17 protein-coding genes are annotated in these 18,520 nt (G+C 39.9%); 5 read left to right on the top strand and 12 right to left on the bottom strand.

Annotated elements, in window-relative coordinates; all coding sequences use genetic code 11:
• Nucleotides 1–62 precede the first annotated feature (62 nt).
• Nucleotides 63–611 carry a DUF2239 family protein gene (locus F887_RS05435; RefSeq protein WP_005295720.1) on the bottom strand — a complete coding sequence of 183 codons (549 nt, stop codon included), beginning with the start codon at nt 609–611 and terminating at the stop codon, nt 63–65.
• Nucleotides 612–834: 223 nt separating this feature from the next.
• On the opposite strand from F887_RS05435, the gene F887_RS05440 reads away from it, so the two are divergent.
• Both F887_RS05440 and F887_RS05445 read left to right on the top strand, forming a co-directional pair.
• The gene (locus tag F887_RS05440; RefSeq protein ID WP_005295717.1) at nt 835–1,350 is read left to right on the top strand and encodes a hypothetical protein; all 516 of its coding nucleotides are present in this window, start codon (nt 835–837) and stop codon (nt 1,348–1,350) included.
• A gap of 65 nt (nt 1,351–1,415) precedes the next feature.
• A complete protein-coding gene (locus F887_RS05445) occupies nt 1,416–1,679 on the top strand; it encodes a hypothetical protein (protein ID WP_005295716.1) in 264 nt (87 codons plus the stop codon).
• Nucleotides 1,680–1,716: 37 nt separating this feature from the next.
• Here the strand turns inward: F887_RS05445 and F887_RS05450 are convergent, their stop codons facing one another.
• Nucleotides 1,717–3,045 carry a polyamine export protein PaeA gene (locus tag F887_RS05450; protein WP_005295713.1) on the bottom strand — a complete coding sequence of 443 codons (1,329 nt, stop codon included), beginning with the start codon at nt 3,043–3,045 and terminating at the stop codon, nt 1,717–1,719.
• 199 nt (nt 3,046–3,244) lie between these two features.
• On the bottom strand, nt 3,245–4,246 hold the full coding sequence (locus F887_RS05455) for a LysR family transcriptional regulator (RefSeq protein ID WP_004652708.1): 1,002 nt from the start codon (nt 4,244–4,246) through the stop codon (nt 3,245–3,247).
• 530 nt (nt 4,247–4,776) lie between these two features.
• Between F887_RS05455 and F887_RS05460 the strand changes: the two genes are divergently transcribed.
• The gene (locus F887_RS05460) at nt 4,777–6,381 is read left to right on the top strand and encodes an isocitrate lyase (RefSeq protein ID WP_005145450.1); all 1,605 of its coding nucleotides are present in this window, start codon (nt 4,777–4,779) and stop codon (nt 6,379–6,381) included.
• Nucleotides 6,382–6,694: 313 nt separating this feature from the next.
• On the opposite strand, the gene F887_RS05465 is transcribed toward F887_RS05460, so the two are convergent.
• From F887_RS05465 to F887_RS05475, 3 genes are all read right to left on the bottom strand, one after another.
• Complete coding sequence (locus tag F887_RS05465; protein WP_005295711.1) at nt 6,695–7,321, bottom strand: superoxide dismutase; 627 nt, start codon at nt 7,319–7,321, stop codon at nt 6,695–6,697.
• Nucleotides 7,322–7,550: 229 nt separating this feature from the next.
• Nucleotides 7,551–8,171 (bottom strand): superoxide dismutase, encoded by a 621-nt coding sequence (locus F887_RS05470; protein WP_005295709.1) that lies wholly within the window; start codon nt 8,169–8,171, stop codon nt 7,551–7,553.
• Between the two features lie 360 nt (nt 8,172–8,531).
• Complete coding sequence (locus F887_RS05475) at nt 8,532–9,290, bottom strand: Nif3-like dinuclear metal center hexameric protein (protein ID WP_005295707.1); 759 nt, start codon at nt 9,288–9,290, stop codon at nt 8,532–8,534.
• A gap of 188 nt (nt 9,291–9,478) precedes the next feature.
• Here F887_RS05475 and F887_RS05480 point away from each other — a divergent pair, with 188 nt between their 5' ends.
• Nucleotides 9,479–10,663 (top strand): trypsin-like peptidase domain-containing protein, encoded by a 1,185-nt coding sequence (locus F887_RS05480; protein WP_005295704.1) that lies wholly within the window; start codon nt 9,479–9,481, stop codon nt 10,661–10,663.
• Nucleotides 10,664–10,868: 205 nt separating this feature from the next.
• Here F887_RS05480 and F887_RS18890 read toward each other — a convergent pair whose 3' ends face one another.
• The 6 genes from F887_RS18890 to map all read right to left on the bottom strand — a co-directional run bounded on the left by F887_RS18890 (nt 10,869) and on the right by map (nt 17,475).
• A complete protein-coding gene (locus F887_RS18890) occupies nt 10,869–11,003 on the bottom strand; it encodes a hypothetical protein (RefSeq protein ID WP_005295701.1) in 135 nt (44 codons plus the stop codon).
• Nucleotides 10,990–12,201 carry an MFS transporter gene (locus F887_RS05485; RefSeq protein ID WP_005295699.1) on the bottom strand — a complete coding sequence of 404 codons (1,212 nt, stop codon included), beginning with the start codon at nt 12,199–12,201 and terminating at the stop codon, nt 10,990–10,992. The genes F887_RS18890 and F887_RS05485 overlap by 14 nt, the downstream gene beginning before the upstream one ends.
• A 154-nt stretch (nt 12,202–12,355) precedes the next feature.
• Nucleotides 12,356–13,492 carry a porin gene (locus F887_RS05490; RefSeq protein ID WP_005295695.1) on the bottom strand — a complete coding sequence of 379 codons (1,137 nt, stop codon included), beginning with the start codon at nt 13,490–13,492 and terminating at the stop codon, nt 12,356–12,358.
• A gap of 82 nt (nt 13,493–13,574) precedes the next feature.
• On the bottom strand, nt 13,575–14,921 hold the full coding sequence (locus F887_RS05495) for an MFS transporter (RefSeq protein WP_005295693.1): 1,347 nt from the start codon (nt 14,919–14,921) through the stop codon (nt 13,575–13,577).
• 380 nt (nt 14,922–15,301) lie between these two features.
• Nucleotides 15,302–16,444 carry an OmpW/AlkL family protein gene (locus tag F887_RS05500; RefSeq protein WP_032862946.1) on the bottom strand — a complete coding sequence of 381 codons (1,143 nt, stop codon included), beginning with the start codon at nt 16,442–16,444 and terminating at the stop codon, nt 15,302–15,304.
• Nucleotides 16,445–16,650: 206 nt separating this feature from the next.
• Complete coding sequence (gene map, locus F887_RS05505) at nt 16,651–17,475, bottom strand: type I methionyl aminopeptidase (RefSeq protein ID WP_005295689.1); 825 nt, start codon at nt 17,473–17,475, stop codon at nt 16,651–16,653.
• 213 nt (nt 17,476–17,688) lie between these two features.
• On the opposite strand from map, the gene rpsB reads away from it, so the two are divergent.
• On the top strand, nt 17,689–18,441 hold the full coding sequence (rpsB, locus tag F887_RS05510; RefSeq protein WP_004652723.1) for a 30S ribosomal protein S2: 753 nt from the start codon (nt 17,689–17,691) through the stop codon (nt 18,439–18,441).
• Nucleotides 18,442–18,520 lie beyond the last annotated feature (79 nt).

Genomic DNA, 18,520 nt, shown 5'->3' with positions numbered 1-18,520 from the left:
AGCGGGTTTTTTATTGTACTGAAGATTGATGGTTTCACCTTTTATAAGTGGAACAACCATAATTAAAAAATATTTTTGGTTTTTATAATTAAATATTCTTTTAAATCAATTGGACATTCTTTTATGTTCTTCAAAAATTTCGCTTGATCACCTTGATATAAAGCACGGGTCGCTTCTTCGTAATTCGGCATATTGCCCAACATGGCAGACATAAAACGGTCGGTAGATTGTTTGGCGAGCATGATATTACTTTCAGAACTAGGGTTATTTAGCTCTTTATCAATTAATTTGCGAATCACAGCAGACGAACTGGAACTCTGTTGATCTAACCAATCCCAATGTTTTTTCTGTAAGGTAATTTCACGAGAAATGACCCCGAGTTTTGGTCGTCCAACTTTTTTCTCAGGTTGAGGTTCGCTATAACGCTGCTGAATTTCTAGCTCTGAACCAGAGAGATCAAGATCGATTTGTTGTCCAGTTTGATCATTAAAAATTAGAATATTGTCAGTGGTTGTTGAAATCCGTTTAATTTCTATTGCAAGTTCAGCAGCTTGGCCATTTGCTAGAAATGTATTGCCTGAAAAAGCGGTATAGGTTGGTTGAGTATTCATTTTCTTTAAATTATTTTATACGGGTAAAAATATATTATCAGGGTAAAAATAATTATGCAAATATATAAATCAATATTCTGGTAGCACTTAATTTCATTGGCGCAAGTGTTGGAATTGACCATATAAAAAATAATGAAGATAGAATGCCATTTTTAATTTTTATTCAGCTTTGAAATCGCTTTTATGAGACAATACTTCTTTATTTATGTGTATAAGGACTCCCATGATTGAGCAATCTCCTGAATCTTTAAGCGATATCGAAATTTTAGACATTTTACAGTCTATGAAAAAAGATAAGCTGGATACGGAAGCAAATGAGATAATCCGTAATGGGGGGAAAGCAGGTCGTCAGGAAGCACATAAACAAGCTTTGGTTGTACTAAATACCAGTTTTGAAGAAAAATTTGTTGAAGCAGTCACTTTGGCATTGGGTCTGAACGCTGGTCAAGCGAAAAAAATCCGCTATAAAAAAGACCGTATCCGTATTTTAAAAGTGCGTGGTATTGATTACTTAGCCATTGATGGTGCGGAAACTGCACAGGTTTTAGCTCAGGTTGCTCAAGCGATTACTCGTGAAGATGCGATTGTGACTGAAGGTTTGCACAATATTTTCCCATTTTGGAAAGAAGGTTGGCCAATGGTTCAGTTTGATAATGCTTATAAGATATTGGCAGAAGACATTGGTATTCACTATCAAGCGACGCTAGATGAACTCATTTCATTGTATGGCGGGAATTAAGGCATTATAAAACCTGTTCTGAGCACTGCGGTTGCCAATAGAAAATAACAAGGATTGTTAATTTTATGAATTTACCACCGACGATTCCGCCAGAAGCTTTGGATGTGCTCCGCGCAGGGCAGTTGATTGATGCGATCAAGATCACGCGAGAAAAAACAGGTTTAGGCCTAAAGGAATCTAAAGATTTAATAGATCAGTATTTGCAGGATCATCCGCAAGAGCAGGCGCAGATTCAAGAGCAATTGGCACAGCGTAGCCGTGGTGGAATTAAAATCTTTATTTTGATTTTATTGATATTGGCCGCGTTTATCTGGTTTGTTGTGAAATAAAAAAAGCCCATCTATGGGCTTTTTTTATTGATTAAGATTAATCATCTTGGGATGTTGGAGATTCACCTTCCAAATTTGGTAAAACTTGAGTCACCAGTAATTGGTCAATTTTATAATGATCGATATCGACAACTTCAAACTTAAAACCTGCATATTCTACTGCATCGGCAGGACGTGGGATTTTGCGTAAACGATACATGATAAAGCCTGCAATCGTTTCGTAATTTTCATTCTCTGGGAATTCTTCGATGGTCAAAGCATGTTTCACATCTTCAATTGGCGTGCTGCCATCAATCAACCAAGAATGATTATCTCGTTTGATAATCTGCTTTTCCTCATCCATTGGTGTGACCCAATCTCCCATGACTGTGATCATAATATCACTGAGCGTGATCACCCCAACAACCAGAGCATATTCGTTGATTACAACAGCAAACTTCTCTTTGGTTGAGCGGAAACGATCGAGTAATTCGGATAAGGTTAAAGAGTCTGGAATAATCAACACATTACGGATGGTCGATTCATTAAGTTGTGTAAAGGATTGATTGTTTAAGATACGCACCAAAATATCTTTGGCATCGACATAACCAATCACTTGGTCGATGTGCTCACTACACACTAAGAATTTTGAATAGGGGTGGTCAGCCAGTTTTTGACGAATACTTTGTTCTGCTTCATTTAAGGTGAAATAAACAATGTTTTCCCGTGCTGTCATGCTTGATGGGACAGTTCGTTCTTCGAGTTCAAACACATTTTCAATGAAATGATGTTCTTGTTTTTGCAAAACCCCTGCTTGCGCACCTGCATTGACGATGGCTGAAATGTCGTCAAAGGTCATGCTGTCATCACGCTTGGTATCAATTTTAAAGATTCTAAAAATTGAATTTGCAATGATATTAATAAACCAAGCTAATGGTCTGCAGATTTTAATAAAAATAGTAATTGGATTAATGACTGAGATTGCCAGTTTTTCTGGGAAAATCATAGCCAAGCGTTTTGGCATTAAATCCGCAAATAAGATGAAAAGCGAGGTGACTGTTAAAAACGATAAACTAAAGCCGATGGTGTCTGCCCATGGACCAGGATAAAGTTCAGTGGCAAGGTTTTGAAAGTAAGGGCGAAGTGATGATTCACCAACGATACCACCCAAGATAGCAACAGCATTTACACCGATTTGGGTTGATGCAAAGAAGTCTGCTGAATTTTCTTGTAGCTCAATGACTTTGTTTGCGCGCTCTTCACCGCTTTCAGCAATCAGTTTGAGTTTGAGTTTTCGTGATCCAGCAATCGCGATTTCAGATAAGGATAAAAAGAATGAACATGCGACTAAGATCACTAGAATCGTCATGCTTTGGAAAACATCCATACTTCACCTATATTGGTAGGACACAGCCTATAAAATCGCTTATGCAAATAATCGTTCTAACCTATTATTTCACTCGCTAATCTATAAGAGAATATAATGTATCAGTAAGTAAAAGAAATAAGTTTTTATTGATATTGTTATTAAAACAGTCAGCCATAGCGGTGGTATGGCTGAAATTTAATCTTGCTCATTTGTTCAGTTAGAAAAAGCTGTGCGGTAATTGTGAATTGCCATTATTCAACAAATACTCGCGGTTTTCTTCCTCAATCATTTGGCGTGCAACAAACAGAATAAGTTGTCTGAGCCAGCGATGTGCAGGGTGGTGATGCAATAATGGACACCAAGCCATTTTTAGTTCAAATTCTGGGATATAGAACGGAGGATCCTTTATAACCAGTCTAGGGTTCTGTGTTTGTAGGCGCGCCATACGCGTTGGTAGCGTTGCGATTAAATCTACATTTTGAGCCAAGAGTGCTGGCATTTGGTAATGACGGGTAAATACAGAGATCTTACGACGTTGACCGATACGCTCTAAAGCTTGATCAATCCAACCCAATCCAGCCTGTTTCTCTGGATTGACACCAAAACCGACCCCCATACCTGTTTTAGATACCCAAATATGTTGTGCATCTAAATAGCTTTTTAAATTGAGATGGGTAACCGCAGGATGTTTATCATTCAGAATACAGCTAAAACTGTCACGCCATACCAAAACCTGATGGAAGCTTTGAGGGATTTCATTGAAGCGGTTGATTGCTAAATCAACTTTACCTTGTTCCATATCACGATATGACACATCACTTGGGGTTAAGAAGTCCAAGACAACATTGGGTGCTTCTGAACGTAATGCTTTGACTAAACGTGGAACTAGCGTTGCTTCGGCATAATCGGATGTCATGATCCGGAACACACGATTACTGGTATAAGGACGGAATTCGGTACGTGGCTCAAGGATCATTGAAAGGTCTGACAATGCATCACGAATACGCGGTTGTAATTCCAATGCACGTTCAGTCGGAGTCATACCTTCAGAAGAGCGAATGAGTAAAGGGTCATTAAATAAATTACGCAAACGACGTAAAATATTACTCATTGCCGGTTGGGTAACGCCCAATTGCTCTGCCGCACGCGTGACATTTTTTTCACGAAGCAATACGTCAAGATAAATTAATAAATTAAGATCGACGCGCTCCAGATTCATAAAAAAAATACCGAAAATAAAATCCTTGAATTGTCTTGAATTATGACATATCCCAAGCTATTTGTGTAACTTAATCCTACATAAAAACAACAGCGAACAGGCTGCTTCGTTAACTTGGCATGTTTTGTCAATTTATTTAATTTTGATGGCTTTTTATGGCGTGATTTTTTATTCAAATTGAGAGAAAACACAGATAGAAACTCTCATTTTCTGTAGGCTGTATAACTTAATCTTAGCTTTTTCTGAACTGATGAGTCTAGAAAATAGGGCTAAAATTTGATGGTTGTTTCTATTTGTGTATTTGGAAAGAATAATTAAAACAATTATTTATGTTGTATTTTTTGCATTTTTGAAAAATGGTTATACATATATTTTTTTAGAAAATACTGAAGATTAAGCCAGAATATTGGATAAAACACTTGCCAAAGACTAAGCTGTGATACATGTTGATGACGTGCTTTAAATCTAGACTAAATAAAATCAGGATTTTTTAGCGATCATTCGATGCCAATCCGCAAAAGGAATATATCATGTCTACATATCAAACAGCGATTGATGCAATCCGCGAACTAAAAGCAAAATTCGGCGACACTTGGCGCGATATTAGCCCAGAAGATGCTGCGCGTATGCAAATGCAAAACCAATTCAAAACTGGTTTAGATATTGCTAAATATACAGCTGCGATTATGCGTCGTGATATGGCTGCTTATGATGCTGATTCTAGCAAATATACTCAATCATTAGGTTGCTGGCACGGTTTTATCGCGCAACAAAAAATGATTGCGAACAAAAAATACTTCGGTACAACTGAACGTCGCTATATCTACCTTTCTGGTTGGATGGTTGCTGCACTTCGTTCAGAATTTGGTCCACTTCCTGACCAATCTATGCATGAAAAAACTTCTGTACCTGCTTTGATTGAAGAAATCTACACTTTCTTACGTCAAGCTGATGCGAAAGAACTTAACGATTTATTCCGTGCGCTTAAAAAAGCAAACGAAGCAGGTGATACTGCTAAAGCTGCTGAAATTACTGCTCAAATCGACGGTTTCCAAACTCACATCGTACCAATTATTGCTGACATCGATGCTGGTTTCGGTAACGAAGAAGCGACTTATTTACTTGCACGTAAGATGATCGAAGCGGGTGCTTGTGCACTTCAAATCGAGAACCAAGTATCTGATGCGAAACAATGTGGTCACCAAGCTGGTAAAGTAACTGTTCCACATGAAGACTTCATCTCTAAAATCCATGCATTACGTTATGCATTCTTAGAAATGGGTCTTGATGACGGTATCATCGTTGCGCGTACTGACTCTGAAGGCGCTGACTTGACTCAAAAAATCCCAGTGGTTAAAGAGCCAGGTGACATCGCTTCTCAATACATCAGCTACTTAGATACAACTGAAATTGACATTGCTGATGCTCAAGAAGATGAAATCTTGATCAAACGTAATGGTAAATTACACCGTCCTAAGCGTTTAGCTTCTGGTTTATATCAGTTCCGTGCTGACACTCAAATTGACCGTGTTGTACTTGACTGTGTATCTAGCCTTCAAAATGGTGCTGACCTTCTTTGGATCGAAACTGCGACTCCAAACGTAGAAGAAATCGCTCACATGGTTAACCGTGTACGTGAAACAGTTCCAAATGCGAAGCTTGTTTATAACAACAGCCCATCATTCAACTGGACTTTAAACTTCCGTCAACAAGCTTACGACCGTTGGGTTGCTGAAGGTAAAGACGTTTCTGCTTACGACCGTGCTAAATTAATGAGCGCTGAGTACGATGCTACTGAATTAGCTGCTGATGCAGACGCTAAGATCCGTACATTCCAAGCAGATGCTGCTCGTGAAGCGGGTGTGTTCCATCACTTGATCACACTTCCGACTTACCACACTGCTGCTCTTTCTACGCATGAGCTTGCACAAGGTTACTTCGGTTCTGAAGGTATGTTGGCTTATGTTGCTGGCGTACAACGTAAAGAAATCCGCGGTGGTATCGCTTGTGTTAAACACCAAGCAATGGCGGGTTCTGACATCGGTGATGATCACAAAGAAATCTTCTCTGGTGACAACGCTCTTAAAGCGCACGATGATGCTAAAAACACAATGAACCAATTCGCTGCTCACTAAGCACTGAACTGATTCAAAAGAAACCCTGCGAAAGCAGGGTTTTTTATTGCCTTAAAATAAATACTTAAGACTGAATCTTTGTTTCAAGAAAACTAATTATGGCCTTTCTGATTATTAGTGATGAGACGCTTTCTATTGAAAGCACTTATTCAATGAGAGTAGGTCTATCTTTATTAATCTAAGGACAATGTAAAAGAGACTTTATTTTAATAAGAGCAAGTGAATTGGATGGCTGAGTCGAATGATTCCATCAAAATATAGACATAAAAAAACTGCCCATGAAGAGCAGTTTTTTTATTCAAGAAATAATCACTTATTTCTCAACACCTGCTGGTTGACCTGCAAGTTTTGCATTTGCATAGTCCCAGTTTACTAGGCTTTCTAAGAAAGTTGCGATGTACTTAGGACGTAAGTTACGGAAGTCGATGTAGTAAGCGTGTTCCCATACGTCGATAGTTAATACTGCAACTTGACCATGTGCAAGTGGAGTGTCTGCATTGGCAGTTTTAGTAATCGATAATGTACCGTTTACTTCGTCAGCAACTAACCAAGCCCAACCTGAACCGAATTGAGTTGTTGCAGCAGCAGTGAATTGTTCTGCAAACTTTTCGTAGCTACCAAAAGCTTCGTCAATTTTCGCTGCAATCGCGCCTGTAGGTTTACCACCACCATTTGGCTTCATGCTGTTCCAGTAGAACGTGTGGTTCCATACTTGCGCAGCATTGTTAAAGATACCTGCTTTAGACGCATCACCAGCAGAAGCCTTGATGATTTCTTCTAAAGTTTTGCCTTCAAGGTCAGTACCTTTGATTAAGTTGTTTAAGTTAACAACATAAGTATTGTGGTGTTTGTCGTGATGGTATTCTAAAGTTTCGCGAGTGATGTGTGGCGCTAAATCATCATAGCCATATGGAAGTTCAGGTAAAGTAATGGTTGTCATGTGTCATTCCTTGCAAATTGCTGGGTTTTACATTAAGTGCCTTTATTGTAAATGATTCTATAGGCAATAGGGCAGTCTTTTAATACACAAAATATGCAAAAAATTTCGCTATGAGACATATACGATACACAACTTATGGTTAGAGTCGGTCGCTCATGGATTGAACTTTTAGATGACTCTAACCAAGTTTGAAGATCAAGGAAGATTGATATTTAAATGAGAGAAATGCTTAAGCTTTGCTTTGTAAAGCTGCATGATAACGACGATTCACTTCATCCCAATCCACCACATTATAAAATGCAGCAATATATTCAGGGCGACGGTTTTGGTATTTGAGATAGTAGGCATGTTCCCAGACATCCAGACCTAAAATAGGTGTGTTGCCATGCATGAGAGGTGAGTCTTGATTGGCACTACTTTCCACAACAATTTTAGCTTCGGGAGTGACGCTGAGCCATGCCCAACCACTTCCAAAACGACTAATCGCTGCTTTGGTGAATGCATCTTTAAAAGCATCGAAGCCACCGAGTTGTTGATCAATGGCTTTAGCAATATCACCTGTCGGTTCTCCACCACCTTGTGGACTCATGACTGTCCAGAACAGTGAGTGATTGGCGTGTCCACCACCATTATTGATCACCATATTTTTAAGATCTGCGGGGACTTCATTCACTTTGGCAACCAGTTCTTCTACTGATAGTTTTTCCCATTCTGTGCCTTCAATTGCGCCATTAATATTATTGATATATGTCTGATGGTGTTTGCTATGATGAATTTCCATCGTTTTGGTATCAATGTTGGGTTCGAGTGCATCATATGCATAAGGAAGCGCAGGTAAAGAATAAGCCATGGGTTTGATTCCTTTTGTAATCAATGTGGTTTTATTACGATAAATTAAAAGCGCTTTCATTATTTATATAATTGCAAATGATAATCAATATGTTTTTCATTTACTTTAATATTGGTAAAACTGGATAAAGAATAAATTTTATTTATCATTTGCTGGTTGGGTCTTGAATTGATTTGCCAACGAAAGAAGGGGATTTGTTCTGAGTTGGGCTTTATGAGCCCAAAGATGCGGTAAAGACATTGTGATAATGGTAAGGCTAGCGCAAACTTGAAGTTGAAAATGGACTGATTAAAAAACTACGATAGATTGTGAAGGGAAGGAGCGAAAAATAATTCCACTCCTTCAAAGGATTGAATCGAATTAGATCGGGTTGTTTAGTTCAAAATATGCTGTTTCGATCGAAAACTGCTTTGCAATTGCCTGTGCTAAGCGCTGTACACCATAACGTTCAGTTGCATGGTGACCACATGCGAAATAATGTACCCCAAGTTCTTTGGCTTCGTAAAAAGTACGTTCACTGACTTCACCTGAAATATAGGCATCACAATTTTCTTGGGCTGCTTTATTGATAAAATCTTGCGCGCCACCCGTGCAGAAGCCTACTTTTTTGATTGCTGTTTTGTCACTCGGTAAATGAATCACGTTAAAATCAAAAATAGCCTGTAACTTCGCTTTAAATTGTTCAGGGCTAAGTGAATCGTCTAAATAGCCAATATTGCCAATCGGGTGTTTTTCGGTTGCATCTAAAGCTTCCAGATTTTGTAAACCAATTAAATCTGCAATGGCGATATTATTTCCGAGTGTCGGGTGTGCATCCAAAGGTAGATGGTAGGCAATCAAGGAAATATTATGTTGAATGAGTTTCTTGATGCGATTACCGCGCATGCCTGTAATTGGGTAGGCTTCACCTTTCCAGAAATAACCATGATGTACCAGCAAAGCATCGGCTTGTTGTGCAATTGCGGCATCAATGGCATCTTCAGATGCAGTGACAGCACACACAATTTTATTCACTTCAAGCTTGCCCTCAATTTGTAAGCCGTTTGGTGCGTAGTCTTTAAATTCGTTGGCCTTTAAAGTTTGATTACACCATTGCACAATTTCATGCAAATTTGCCATGCGATTCCTCAAATGATTTACATCTTGTCTCAGCATTCATGAGAACATATTTTTAAATGTAACTAAAGCTAGACAAAACTTTTTTAACTTTTGCATTGATTTTAAGCAATTTACTTTACAATGGTGGAAACTTCCAGTTCTTCAATAAATTACGTTCATAACATAATTTCGCCTAGAGGATTATAGACGTGCGCCGTGCATTTACATGGTTACCTTGGGTATTACTCATTCTTGTTATATTTAGTTTTCTGGCTTGGCAGAAATCACATCAACCAAAGCCGACAGTGGCTGCTGATGGCGTAAAAATGCCAGCAGAAAAGGTTGAACCATTGATTGATACATCACGTACCGGTGGTGTGGTTTCCTATAGTGCTGCAGTCAAAGTGGCTGCACCTGCCGTGGTGAATATTTTTACCACTCAGAAAGTTAAACAGATGAATCATCCATTACTGAATGATCCTGTATTTCGTGAGTTCTTTGGCAACCAAATGCCACAGCAACCTCAAAATGAAAACAGTCTGGGTTCAGGTGTAATTGTGCGCGCTGATGGTTATATCTTGACGAATAACCATGTGATTGCACAGGCTGAACATATTGTTGTGGCACTGCATGATGGTCGTCGTGCTGAAGCGACGGTTATTGGGACTGACCCTGATACAGATTTGGCTGTGATCAAGATTGAGCTAGACAAATTGCCAGTATTGCCATTTAAGTTGAGTGGTAATGAAGTGGGGGATGTTGTTCTCGCGATTGGTAATCCATTTGGTGTGGGCCAAACGGTCACGCAAGGCATTATCTCAGCGACAGGTCGTTCTGACTTGGGGATCAATACTTACGAAGACTTTATTCAAACCGATGCGGCAATTAACCCGGGTAATTCTGGTGGTGCATTGATTGATGTTGCAGGGAATCTGATAGGTGTAAACACCGCAATCTTCTCTCAATCTGGTGGTTCACTAGGGATTGGTTTTGCAATACCAGCGAAAGTTTGTCAGCAAGTATTGAATTCAATTTTGAAAGATGGGCGTGTGGTCCGTGGATGGTTAGGCATTAGCTTAATTCCAAATAATTTGGATGAAGATGTACTAGCCGCGAAACCGATTGGCGTCACAGTTGCAGATGTATTACGTGGCGGACCATCTGATTCTGCAGGGATTAAACGTGGTGATAAGATCATTCAAGTCAACAATGAGCAAATTTCTTCTGCCTCGCATTTAATTAATTATGTGGCATTGCAAGCACCAGAAAGTTTGATTGATGTGATTATTGAGCGTGAAGGAAAGCAGCAAACAGTCCAAGTGAAAGTGGGTGAGCGTAAAGTGCAGCAAAATGCGCAATCGCAATATATTCCACTACCTAAACGCCAACAATAAGTTGATTTATTTGTAAGTAAATAAGGGTTGCTGATGAGCAGCCCTTATTTATTTTAGGTAATAAAAAAGCGTGTTGATTCATTGGATCAACACGCTTTTTGCATTTTATAGACTTTTTTATTTTTCATTACACCATCGAAATTTGATGGTTTGATGACAGTTTTTTTGTCTTTATATGACAAATAATAATGATTGAAATATTTGCTCAATGTGCACAAAAGGCTTGATTAAAGTATTCAAATAAATCTGGTGTTTGAAACCAGATGGCAATTGAAACACTAATCAGACCAAAAATAAAGATGACCAAGATCAGCTTAAAGTTTCGTTCAATACTCGTCATGGATCACAGCCTCTTCATTCACGAAAAGATGGATAATTACACCAAAGATACTCAGGACTAAACAGGTCAGCCAGATCAAATTGTAGTTACCTGTTAAGTCATGATTTACACCACCTAACCAACCGCCAAAGAATGAGCCGATTTGATGGGTAAAGAACACGATCCCACTGAGCATGGATAAATATTTGACACCAAACATGTTGGCGACAATTCCATTGGTCAGAGGCACTGTTGATAACCACAGTAATCCCATGATGATCCCAAAGCCATAAACGGTCAATGTGCTTAACGGGAGGAGTAAAAAGGCAATAATTGCAATACCTCGTAAGCCATATAACAACATGAGGAGCTTTGGTTTGGAATAGCGATCACCTAACCAGCCTGCACCATAGGTTCCGACAATATTAAATAAGCCAACCAGTGCTAAAAATATCGTGCCAGTGGTGGCATCAAAACCATGATCAATCAAATAACCAGGAAGATGTACCCCTAAAAAGACCACTTGGAAACCACAGACTAAAAAGCCAAGTGATAGCCACCAGAAAGGTTTGTGATCTCTTGCAATTTTTAAAACCTGTTTAAAGCTTAAGCTGGGCTGAGCAATTGCTTTTGGTACAGTCGAGGTTGGAGCTTTTAATAGCCAAGCCAAGGGAACAATAAACGCAATGGCGAAAGCACTGACCAATAATGCAGATGACCAGCCGATGTTTTTGAGTAAAAGCAACGTCGATGGCAGCATGATAAATTGTCCAAATGAACCTGCTGCACTGGCAATTCCCATCACCATACTACGTTTCTCGGGTGGCGCAGCGCGACCAACAGCGGAGAGAAGGACTGTGAATGAAGTCGCGGACAAGGCAAGTCCAATGACAAGACCTAAGCTGAGGTTGAGTAATAGTCCTGTGGAGCTAAATGCCATCAGAACTAAGCCAATGGCATAGAGTAAACCACCCGCTGCAACGACTTTCTTGGTTCCGTATTTATCTGCAATCGCACCTGTAAAGGGTTGTGCTGCGCCCCAGATTAAGTTTTGCATGGCAATTGCGAAACTGAAAATATGGTGTCCCCAACCAAATGCATCACTCATTGGGACCAGATATAGCCCAAAACCATGACGCACACCTAAGGAAAGTGCGAGTACCAGTGCACTTCCAATGAGCATGTAGATTAACTGTTTGGAAAATTGTGGGTTGGACATTGTTGTTATGATCTTAGAATAAGTGAAAAGTATTCTAAAATACTTCGAGTCATATTTCGATTCTTAACAGAAATAATTGTGGGTTGTCTCAAAGGCATAAAAGCGGAACAAACTCAATTTGCCCGCTTTTTATTAAAAGGTATTGAGCAGATTGCTAAAACTTAAATTCTAGACCGACTCCAACGACGGGTTGTTTATCTTTTTTATCTGCTTGTTTTAGCATTAAATAACCCCCATAGGCATAGCTTTTCACTTGTTTGCTGAAAACATAGTCAGCACCAGCCATGATTTGTTTGGCTTTAAAATCAGCCATATTATTTTTAAAGCTCGTATCATTTTGGCTGTATTGTGCTTTGAGTATCCATTTTTTTGCATTGGGAAGCATGTATTCGGCACCCACTAACCAACCTTCAGCGTCATCAATATTATTCGCCTTCGTTGCCCATTTGGTTGCTTCAGCTGGATCTGCATATGTGGTTTCTTCAACTTCGGAGCGTTGGTACAAGGTTTTGATGGATAGACCTTCAATTGGATTTAAACGTCCAATGGCGCGAAGGGTATTGGCGGCAGCAAAAGCTTGTGTGTCGGCAGTATAAGACTGTCCTGTAGCAACATTGAGAAAACCACGTCCTGCAAAAGTACTTGGAATGGCTTTGTCGTAACCAAGACCTGCCACAAAAAATGGATGCTCATAGACCAGACTGGCAGACCATGCATCACCTAAGCCTCGACCTGCAACCTTTGCACCACCACTGGAAGTTTTGATGCCAGAGGATTCTCCGCTAGCGAGTAGGGCATTGAATTTAACCACGCCTTTATCGAGGCTAATGGTAGGGGATTCATATGCAACAATATTGTCGATTCGGTTCTCTCCGACCAATATACCGCCGATATCCGCTTTATTTGCCACATAGTTATTAAAGATATCAACTGTACTTGAAAGCTGTTTGACAGGTGTGTCATGTTTACCCACTTTGATCGTTCCCAATTGAGTATCTTTTAAACCAACGAAGCGGTTACGCTGTACCCAGTCATTACTATCGCCATCAGCGCTAAATCCCCATTCGATACCGTAGACAGCACTTAGCCTTTCAGTGAGTTTTTCATCCCCTTTAATACCGAGATATGAACTATTTGAGCTGATTTCCCATACATCTTTATTTGAGCTGTTGGTATTTTTTTCTGGTAAATAATCGATGCTGGCATCAATTTCGCCGTATAGCGTTGGTGCTGCATAAATAGCACTGCTAAAAAAACTGAGCATAGCGAAGCTAAGAAGATTCAATTTCATATTGAGACCCCTGAAAATGGTGTTGAAGTATTTAATTTGAAAATCGTGTGGGATGTGCTGTCCCACACCAAATGTGTTGTGATTAAGCGAGAGAGTTACGTTCTAAGACGGCTTGCTCAAACAATTGTTGTTCTTTGGCTTTATGTTCGACCGAAAAGCGAATGAGGACGACGCTGAACGCAGCCACGGTGACCAGTGCACCTAAAATCATCAGGCAGGTTTGCACGTCAAGTAAACCTTTGAGTAAGAAACCAGCGGCAACCGCACCAACATTGCCACCCGCGCCGATGATACCTGCGACACCACCTAAAGCATTACGATCAATAAAAGGCACAAGTGCATAGGTTGCACCACAAGACATATGTGTAAAGAGCGCAAAAACGGTCATACTGATAATCGCAAGTGCGACTGTATTCATTTGAGAGAAAAGTATCAGGAATAAACCTTCACATAGGATCATGATAAATAAAACTTTAGTTCGACCATCTAAGCCTTTTGAGATCGCAACCTTATCTGAGAGATAACCTCCGAGTGCACGAGCAAATAGGGCAAGCAGACCGAAAATACCCGCAGTCAAACCTGCTTCTTTAAGTCCCATGTTGAAGTGATCGACATAGTACATCGCTGCAATGTTATGAATGAAAATTTCAATACCAAAGCATGCAGCATAAGAGACAAAAAGAATCCAAACACGGTAATTACGGGCAGCTTGCATCAAGATGGCAACACCACCTTTTTTGCCACTACCAACGTCAATGCCTTGCTCGCGAAGCTCTTTAAAGTTTCCTTGAGGGCAATCTTGAGTAAATTTCCAGTACAGCACACCTACAATCAGCATCATGATCCCAGGTACGAGCAGTGCAATTCTCCAGCCCATGGTTTGTTCAACACCAAACATGACAATCGCACCCAAGATAAGCGGCATAATTGCTTGAGTCGCACCACCACCCGCATTTCCCCAACCTGCAGAAGCCGCATTGGCAGTACCAACGACGTTCGGTGCAAACATTACACTGGTGTGGTATTGGGTAATGACAAAGCTCGCGCCAATTGCACCAATCAATAAGCGGAAGAATAGGAAGGATTCATAGGTGTTCGCAGCAGCAACGCCGAATACGGGAATACTGCCAAGCAGTAAAAGTGCAGTGTAGGTCTTGCGTGGACCGTATTTGTCACAGAGTGGACCTACAATGAGGCGAATTAGAATGGTAATCGCAACCGCTGCAATGTTGATATTGGCGATTTGATCTTTGGTTAAATTGAATTCACCTTTAATGACAGGCATAAGTGGTGCGCAGGCAAACCATGCAAAGAAACAGACAAAGAATGCCAGCCATGTCATATGAAAGGCACGCATGGCAGGTGTTGAAAAGCTGAATAATTTTATTTCGGTGGCTTTTTTTGCATCTATATTCATTGGTGAAGACATAACTTTCTCCTGAACTGCACGTTATTTATTTTTGCTTGGCAGTTACGCTGCCAAGGCAAATCGAACAGAACGGACGTCATTGGCCGTCATCAAATTAGTTTATGAATCGTCGTTGATTCATTTTGTTTGATATGTAGCAAGTGTCATGCCAGAAAAATAAATTAACCAAATGAATAATTTAAAATGTTAATCATCAAGGGGTTTGTGGGAATACTAGATGGGGCAAGCTACTTATTTATAAGAAATAGCAAGATGATTTTGTAGATTGATGTGAGACAAGCGTCTGAAAATTGATTTCTCTTGGTGCATGATTTTTGATCATGGTGTTTTAAAAGATCACAAAAAAAGCAGCGAATGCTGCTTTTTAAGGGGAATGGGATTTAGAAGCGATAGCCAACACCTGCGTAACCTAAAATAGGATTGATTTCGATATCAGTTTTTGCGCGAATAAGTTCTCCATATTTATCATCATTCACTGTTATTGTTGCTTCACCTGTAAGGTGCGCATATGAAACAGAACCAACAGCAAACCAGCGATCATTAAAATCATAAGTAAAACCAGCAGTAGCAACAGGAGCAAATGCGTCCGATGCTTCTAATTTAACTTTTGGATCACCAGAGCTGGTTTTTTTATCCAATGCCGCACCTGCTTTGCCGTCTTTAATATTGACGATCATATGTCCAGCATTGATAAGATCATTTTCGATTGCGGAGTTGATTTTTAGCTCATTAAAATAAGCATACATTAGACCTAATCCAACATAAGGTCTGAATTTATTCACACCTGTTTTACCGAAATGATATTGGAATTCAAAGGCAGGCGTCCATGCGCGTGCGGTAGCTGCTGTACCATGTGATTCAAGGTCAGTAATAAAAATATCTTTTTTTAATGGGAGATCACCAATAACTGAACCCAATCCTTCAGGTGACGCTAAACCTGTTAATGGTGCGTAAATTTCTCCTTTTCCTTGAATATCTACTTTAGGGGGAATACCAGCTTTCACTTCTAAGGAGACATTATCTGTGAAGAAGTAGTTAGTCATAATACCTAAAGTTAGAACATCATCTGCTTCTAATCCAGTACCTGCATTATCCCAAGATGATAGTCCGTTAATCTCTGCTGATCCTGCAGTCTTAGCTTTTAGATATTGCTCTCCATCTTCGCCTTTATAGGAAATTACTCCAGGTAATCCTAAGTTGAGAAGTGTATTTTTTTCTAGATCAAGCACACCCTTTAGTATTGTTTTTTTTGCTGTAGCATTTTGTTTAGATTCATCAATAGCATTCAAGACTGAGTCGGCTTTAACATCTCCAACACGCGTTTTAGTGCCTTCTGCAATAGCTGTATTAACATTTACAGGTTGAGCTTTGCCTGTTGGTTTCACATATAAAGCACCTACAGAAACAGAAAAGCGCTTAAAGCCATCTCCGTCTTTTAGACTGAAATAAGGTGAGTCTGCGAAAGCAACTGTAGGTAGGGCACATAAACCTGTAAGCAGGCAAGCGAATGACTTCTTCATCATCGTGGGACTCCATGTCCAGAAAGTTTGTTAGGATTTTTCTTGCGCCCACCATAACGCTATTTTTAGACAGGGTTTGTTTAGTTAGGATTTATAATTGTTATGCTTATGAATATTTTTGTTTGATTTAAATAAATTGATGAAGAAATTGTGAATATATAAAAAAAGCCACCGAAGTGACTTCTTAAAAATAATTTAAATCAAATGAATTACATAAAACGAGACAAGTCTTCTTCAGGACGAGCAGTCAAAACTTCGATGCCTGTTTTTGTTACCAAAATCGTATGTTCATATTGGGCCGACAATTTGTGATCTTTTGTGACGACCGTCCACTTATCACCTAAAAGCTTGGTTTGCCAAACACCTGCATTTACCATTGGTTCAATGGTAAAGGTCATGCCAGCTTCTAGGCGCATACCTGTACCTTTTTGCCCATAGTGTAAAACTTGTGGTTCATCATGGAAAACATTGCCGATACCATGGCCACAATATTCACGGACAACACTGAAACGCTCAGATTCAACATATTGCTGAATTGCATAACCTACATCACCAAGGTATGAACCATCTTTAACGGTTGCCATACCGCGATACATCGCTTCTTGAGCCACTGAGCACAGACGATTTGCAAGAATAGAGGTTTCACCACCAATCACATACATCATGTTGGTATCGCCGTGATAACCATCTTTAATGACCGTTACATCAATATTCAGAATATCGCCGTTTTTTAATGTTTTATTTTCAGATGGAATACCATGACAAACCACATGGTTCACCGAAGTACAAATCGAGTGTTGAAAAGCAGGGCGGCCTGGCGCCGCACCATACCCTACACAGGCAGGAATCGCGTGTTGAACATTTTCAATATGATTGCGACAGATTGTATCGAGTTCTAGTGTGCTCACACCCGCTTTAATATGCGGTTTAATCATGTCTAGAACTTCAGCCGCCAATTTCCCTGCAACACGCATCTTTTCAATTTCTTCAGGTGTTTTGATTAATCGGCGTGGGGCTGTATAAGTTGTATTCATGATCTCTAAAAACTTTTGGTAATTTGCAAGTGTCTATGGTATAAATAGCCGCCTATTTTATCAAATGCTTTTCGTGAATATATTTTACGAAAATATCTGATAATGATAGTCGTACAAAATCCGCACATATATCGACACATTACTCTGGGTGCCTAGCAATAGGTGGAGAATGCGGATATATGGAGGCCTAACCCAAACTTTAAGGTAAAGAAAATGGCAGATTACAACGTAAGCATGCGCGACCTTCTTCAAGCAGGCGCACACTTTGGTCACCAAACTCGTTTCTGGAACCCAAAAATGCGTCAATACATTTTTGGCGCGCGTAACAAAATTCACATCATCAACCTTGAGCACACTGTTCCTGCGTTAAATGATGCTTTGAACTTTGTTAACAATCTTGCAAGCAAAAAGAACAAAGTATTGTTCGTTGGTACTAAACGTGCTGCTTCTAACATCATCCGTGAACAAGCTCAACGCGCTGGTCAACCATATGTAGATCACCGTTGGTTAGGTGGTATGTTGACGAACTGGAAAACACTTCGCCAATCTATCAACCGTTTAAAAGATCTTCAAACTCAATCTCAAGACGGTACTTTTGCTAAGCTTACTAAACGTGAAGCTTTAGAACGTACTCGTGAGATGGAAAAACTTGAACGTGCTTTAGGCGGCGTTAAGAACATGGGTGGTTTACCTGACGCATTATTTGTAATCGACGTTGATCACGAAGCGATTGCAATCAAAGAAGCGAAAAACTTAGGTATTCCTGTAATCGGTATCGTTGATACAAACTCTAACCCAGACAACGTTGATTACGTTATTCCGGGTAACGACGATGCGATTCGTGCAGTAACTTTGTATGCTTCAGCTATGGCTGATGCGATTCTTGCTGGTAAAGAATACGCTCAATCACAAGCTAATGCACAAGCAAAAGGCGATGATGCTGCGAAAGACGCATCTGAGGCTTAATGCGTTTTTTGACGCAAGCTTGTCATTTTTGCGACATGTAATGGTGGCAAATTAAAGCGTCGAGAGTGCAAACGGCCCA

This window comes from Acinetobacter sp. NIPH 2100 (assembly GCF_000369805.1).
GTDB lineage: Bacteria > Pseudomonadota > Gammaproteobacteria > Pseudomonadales > Moraxellaceae > Acinetobacter.
Note: the sequence above shows the minus strand (reverse complement) of the source record. Positions and strands in the feature narration are given on the sequence as shown.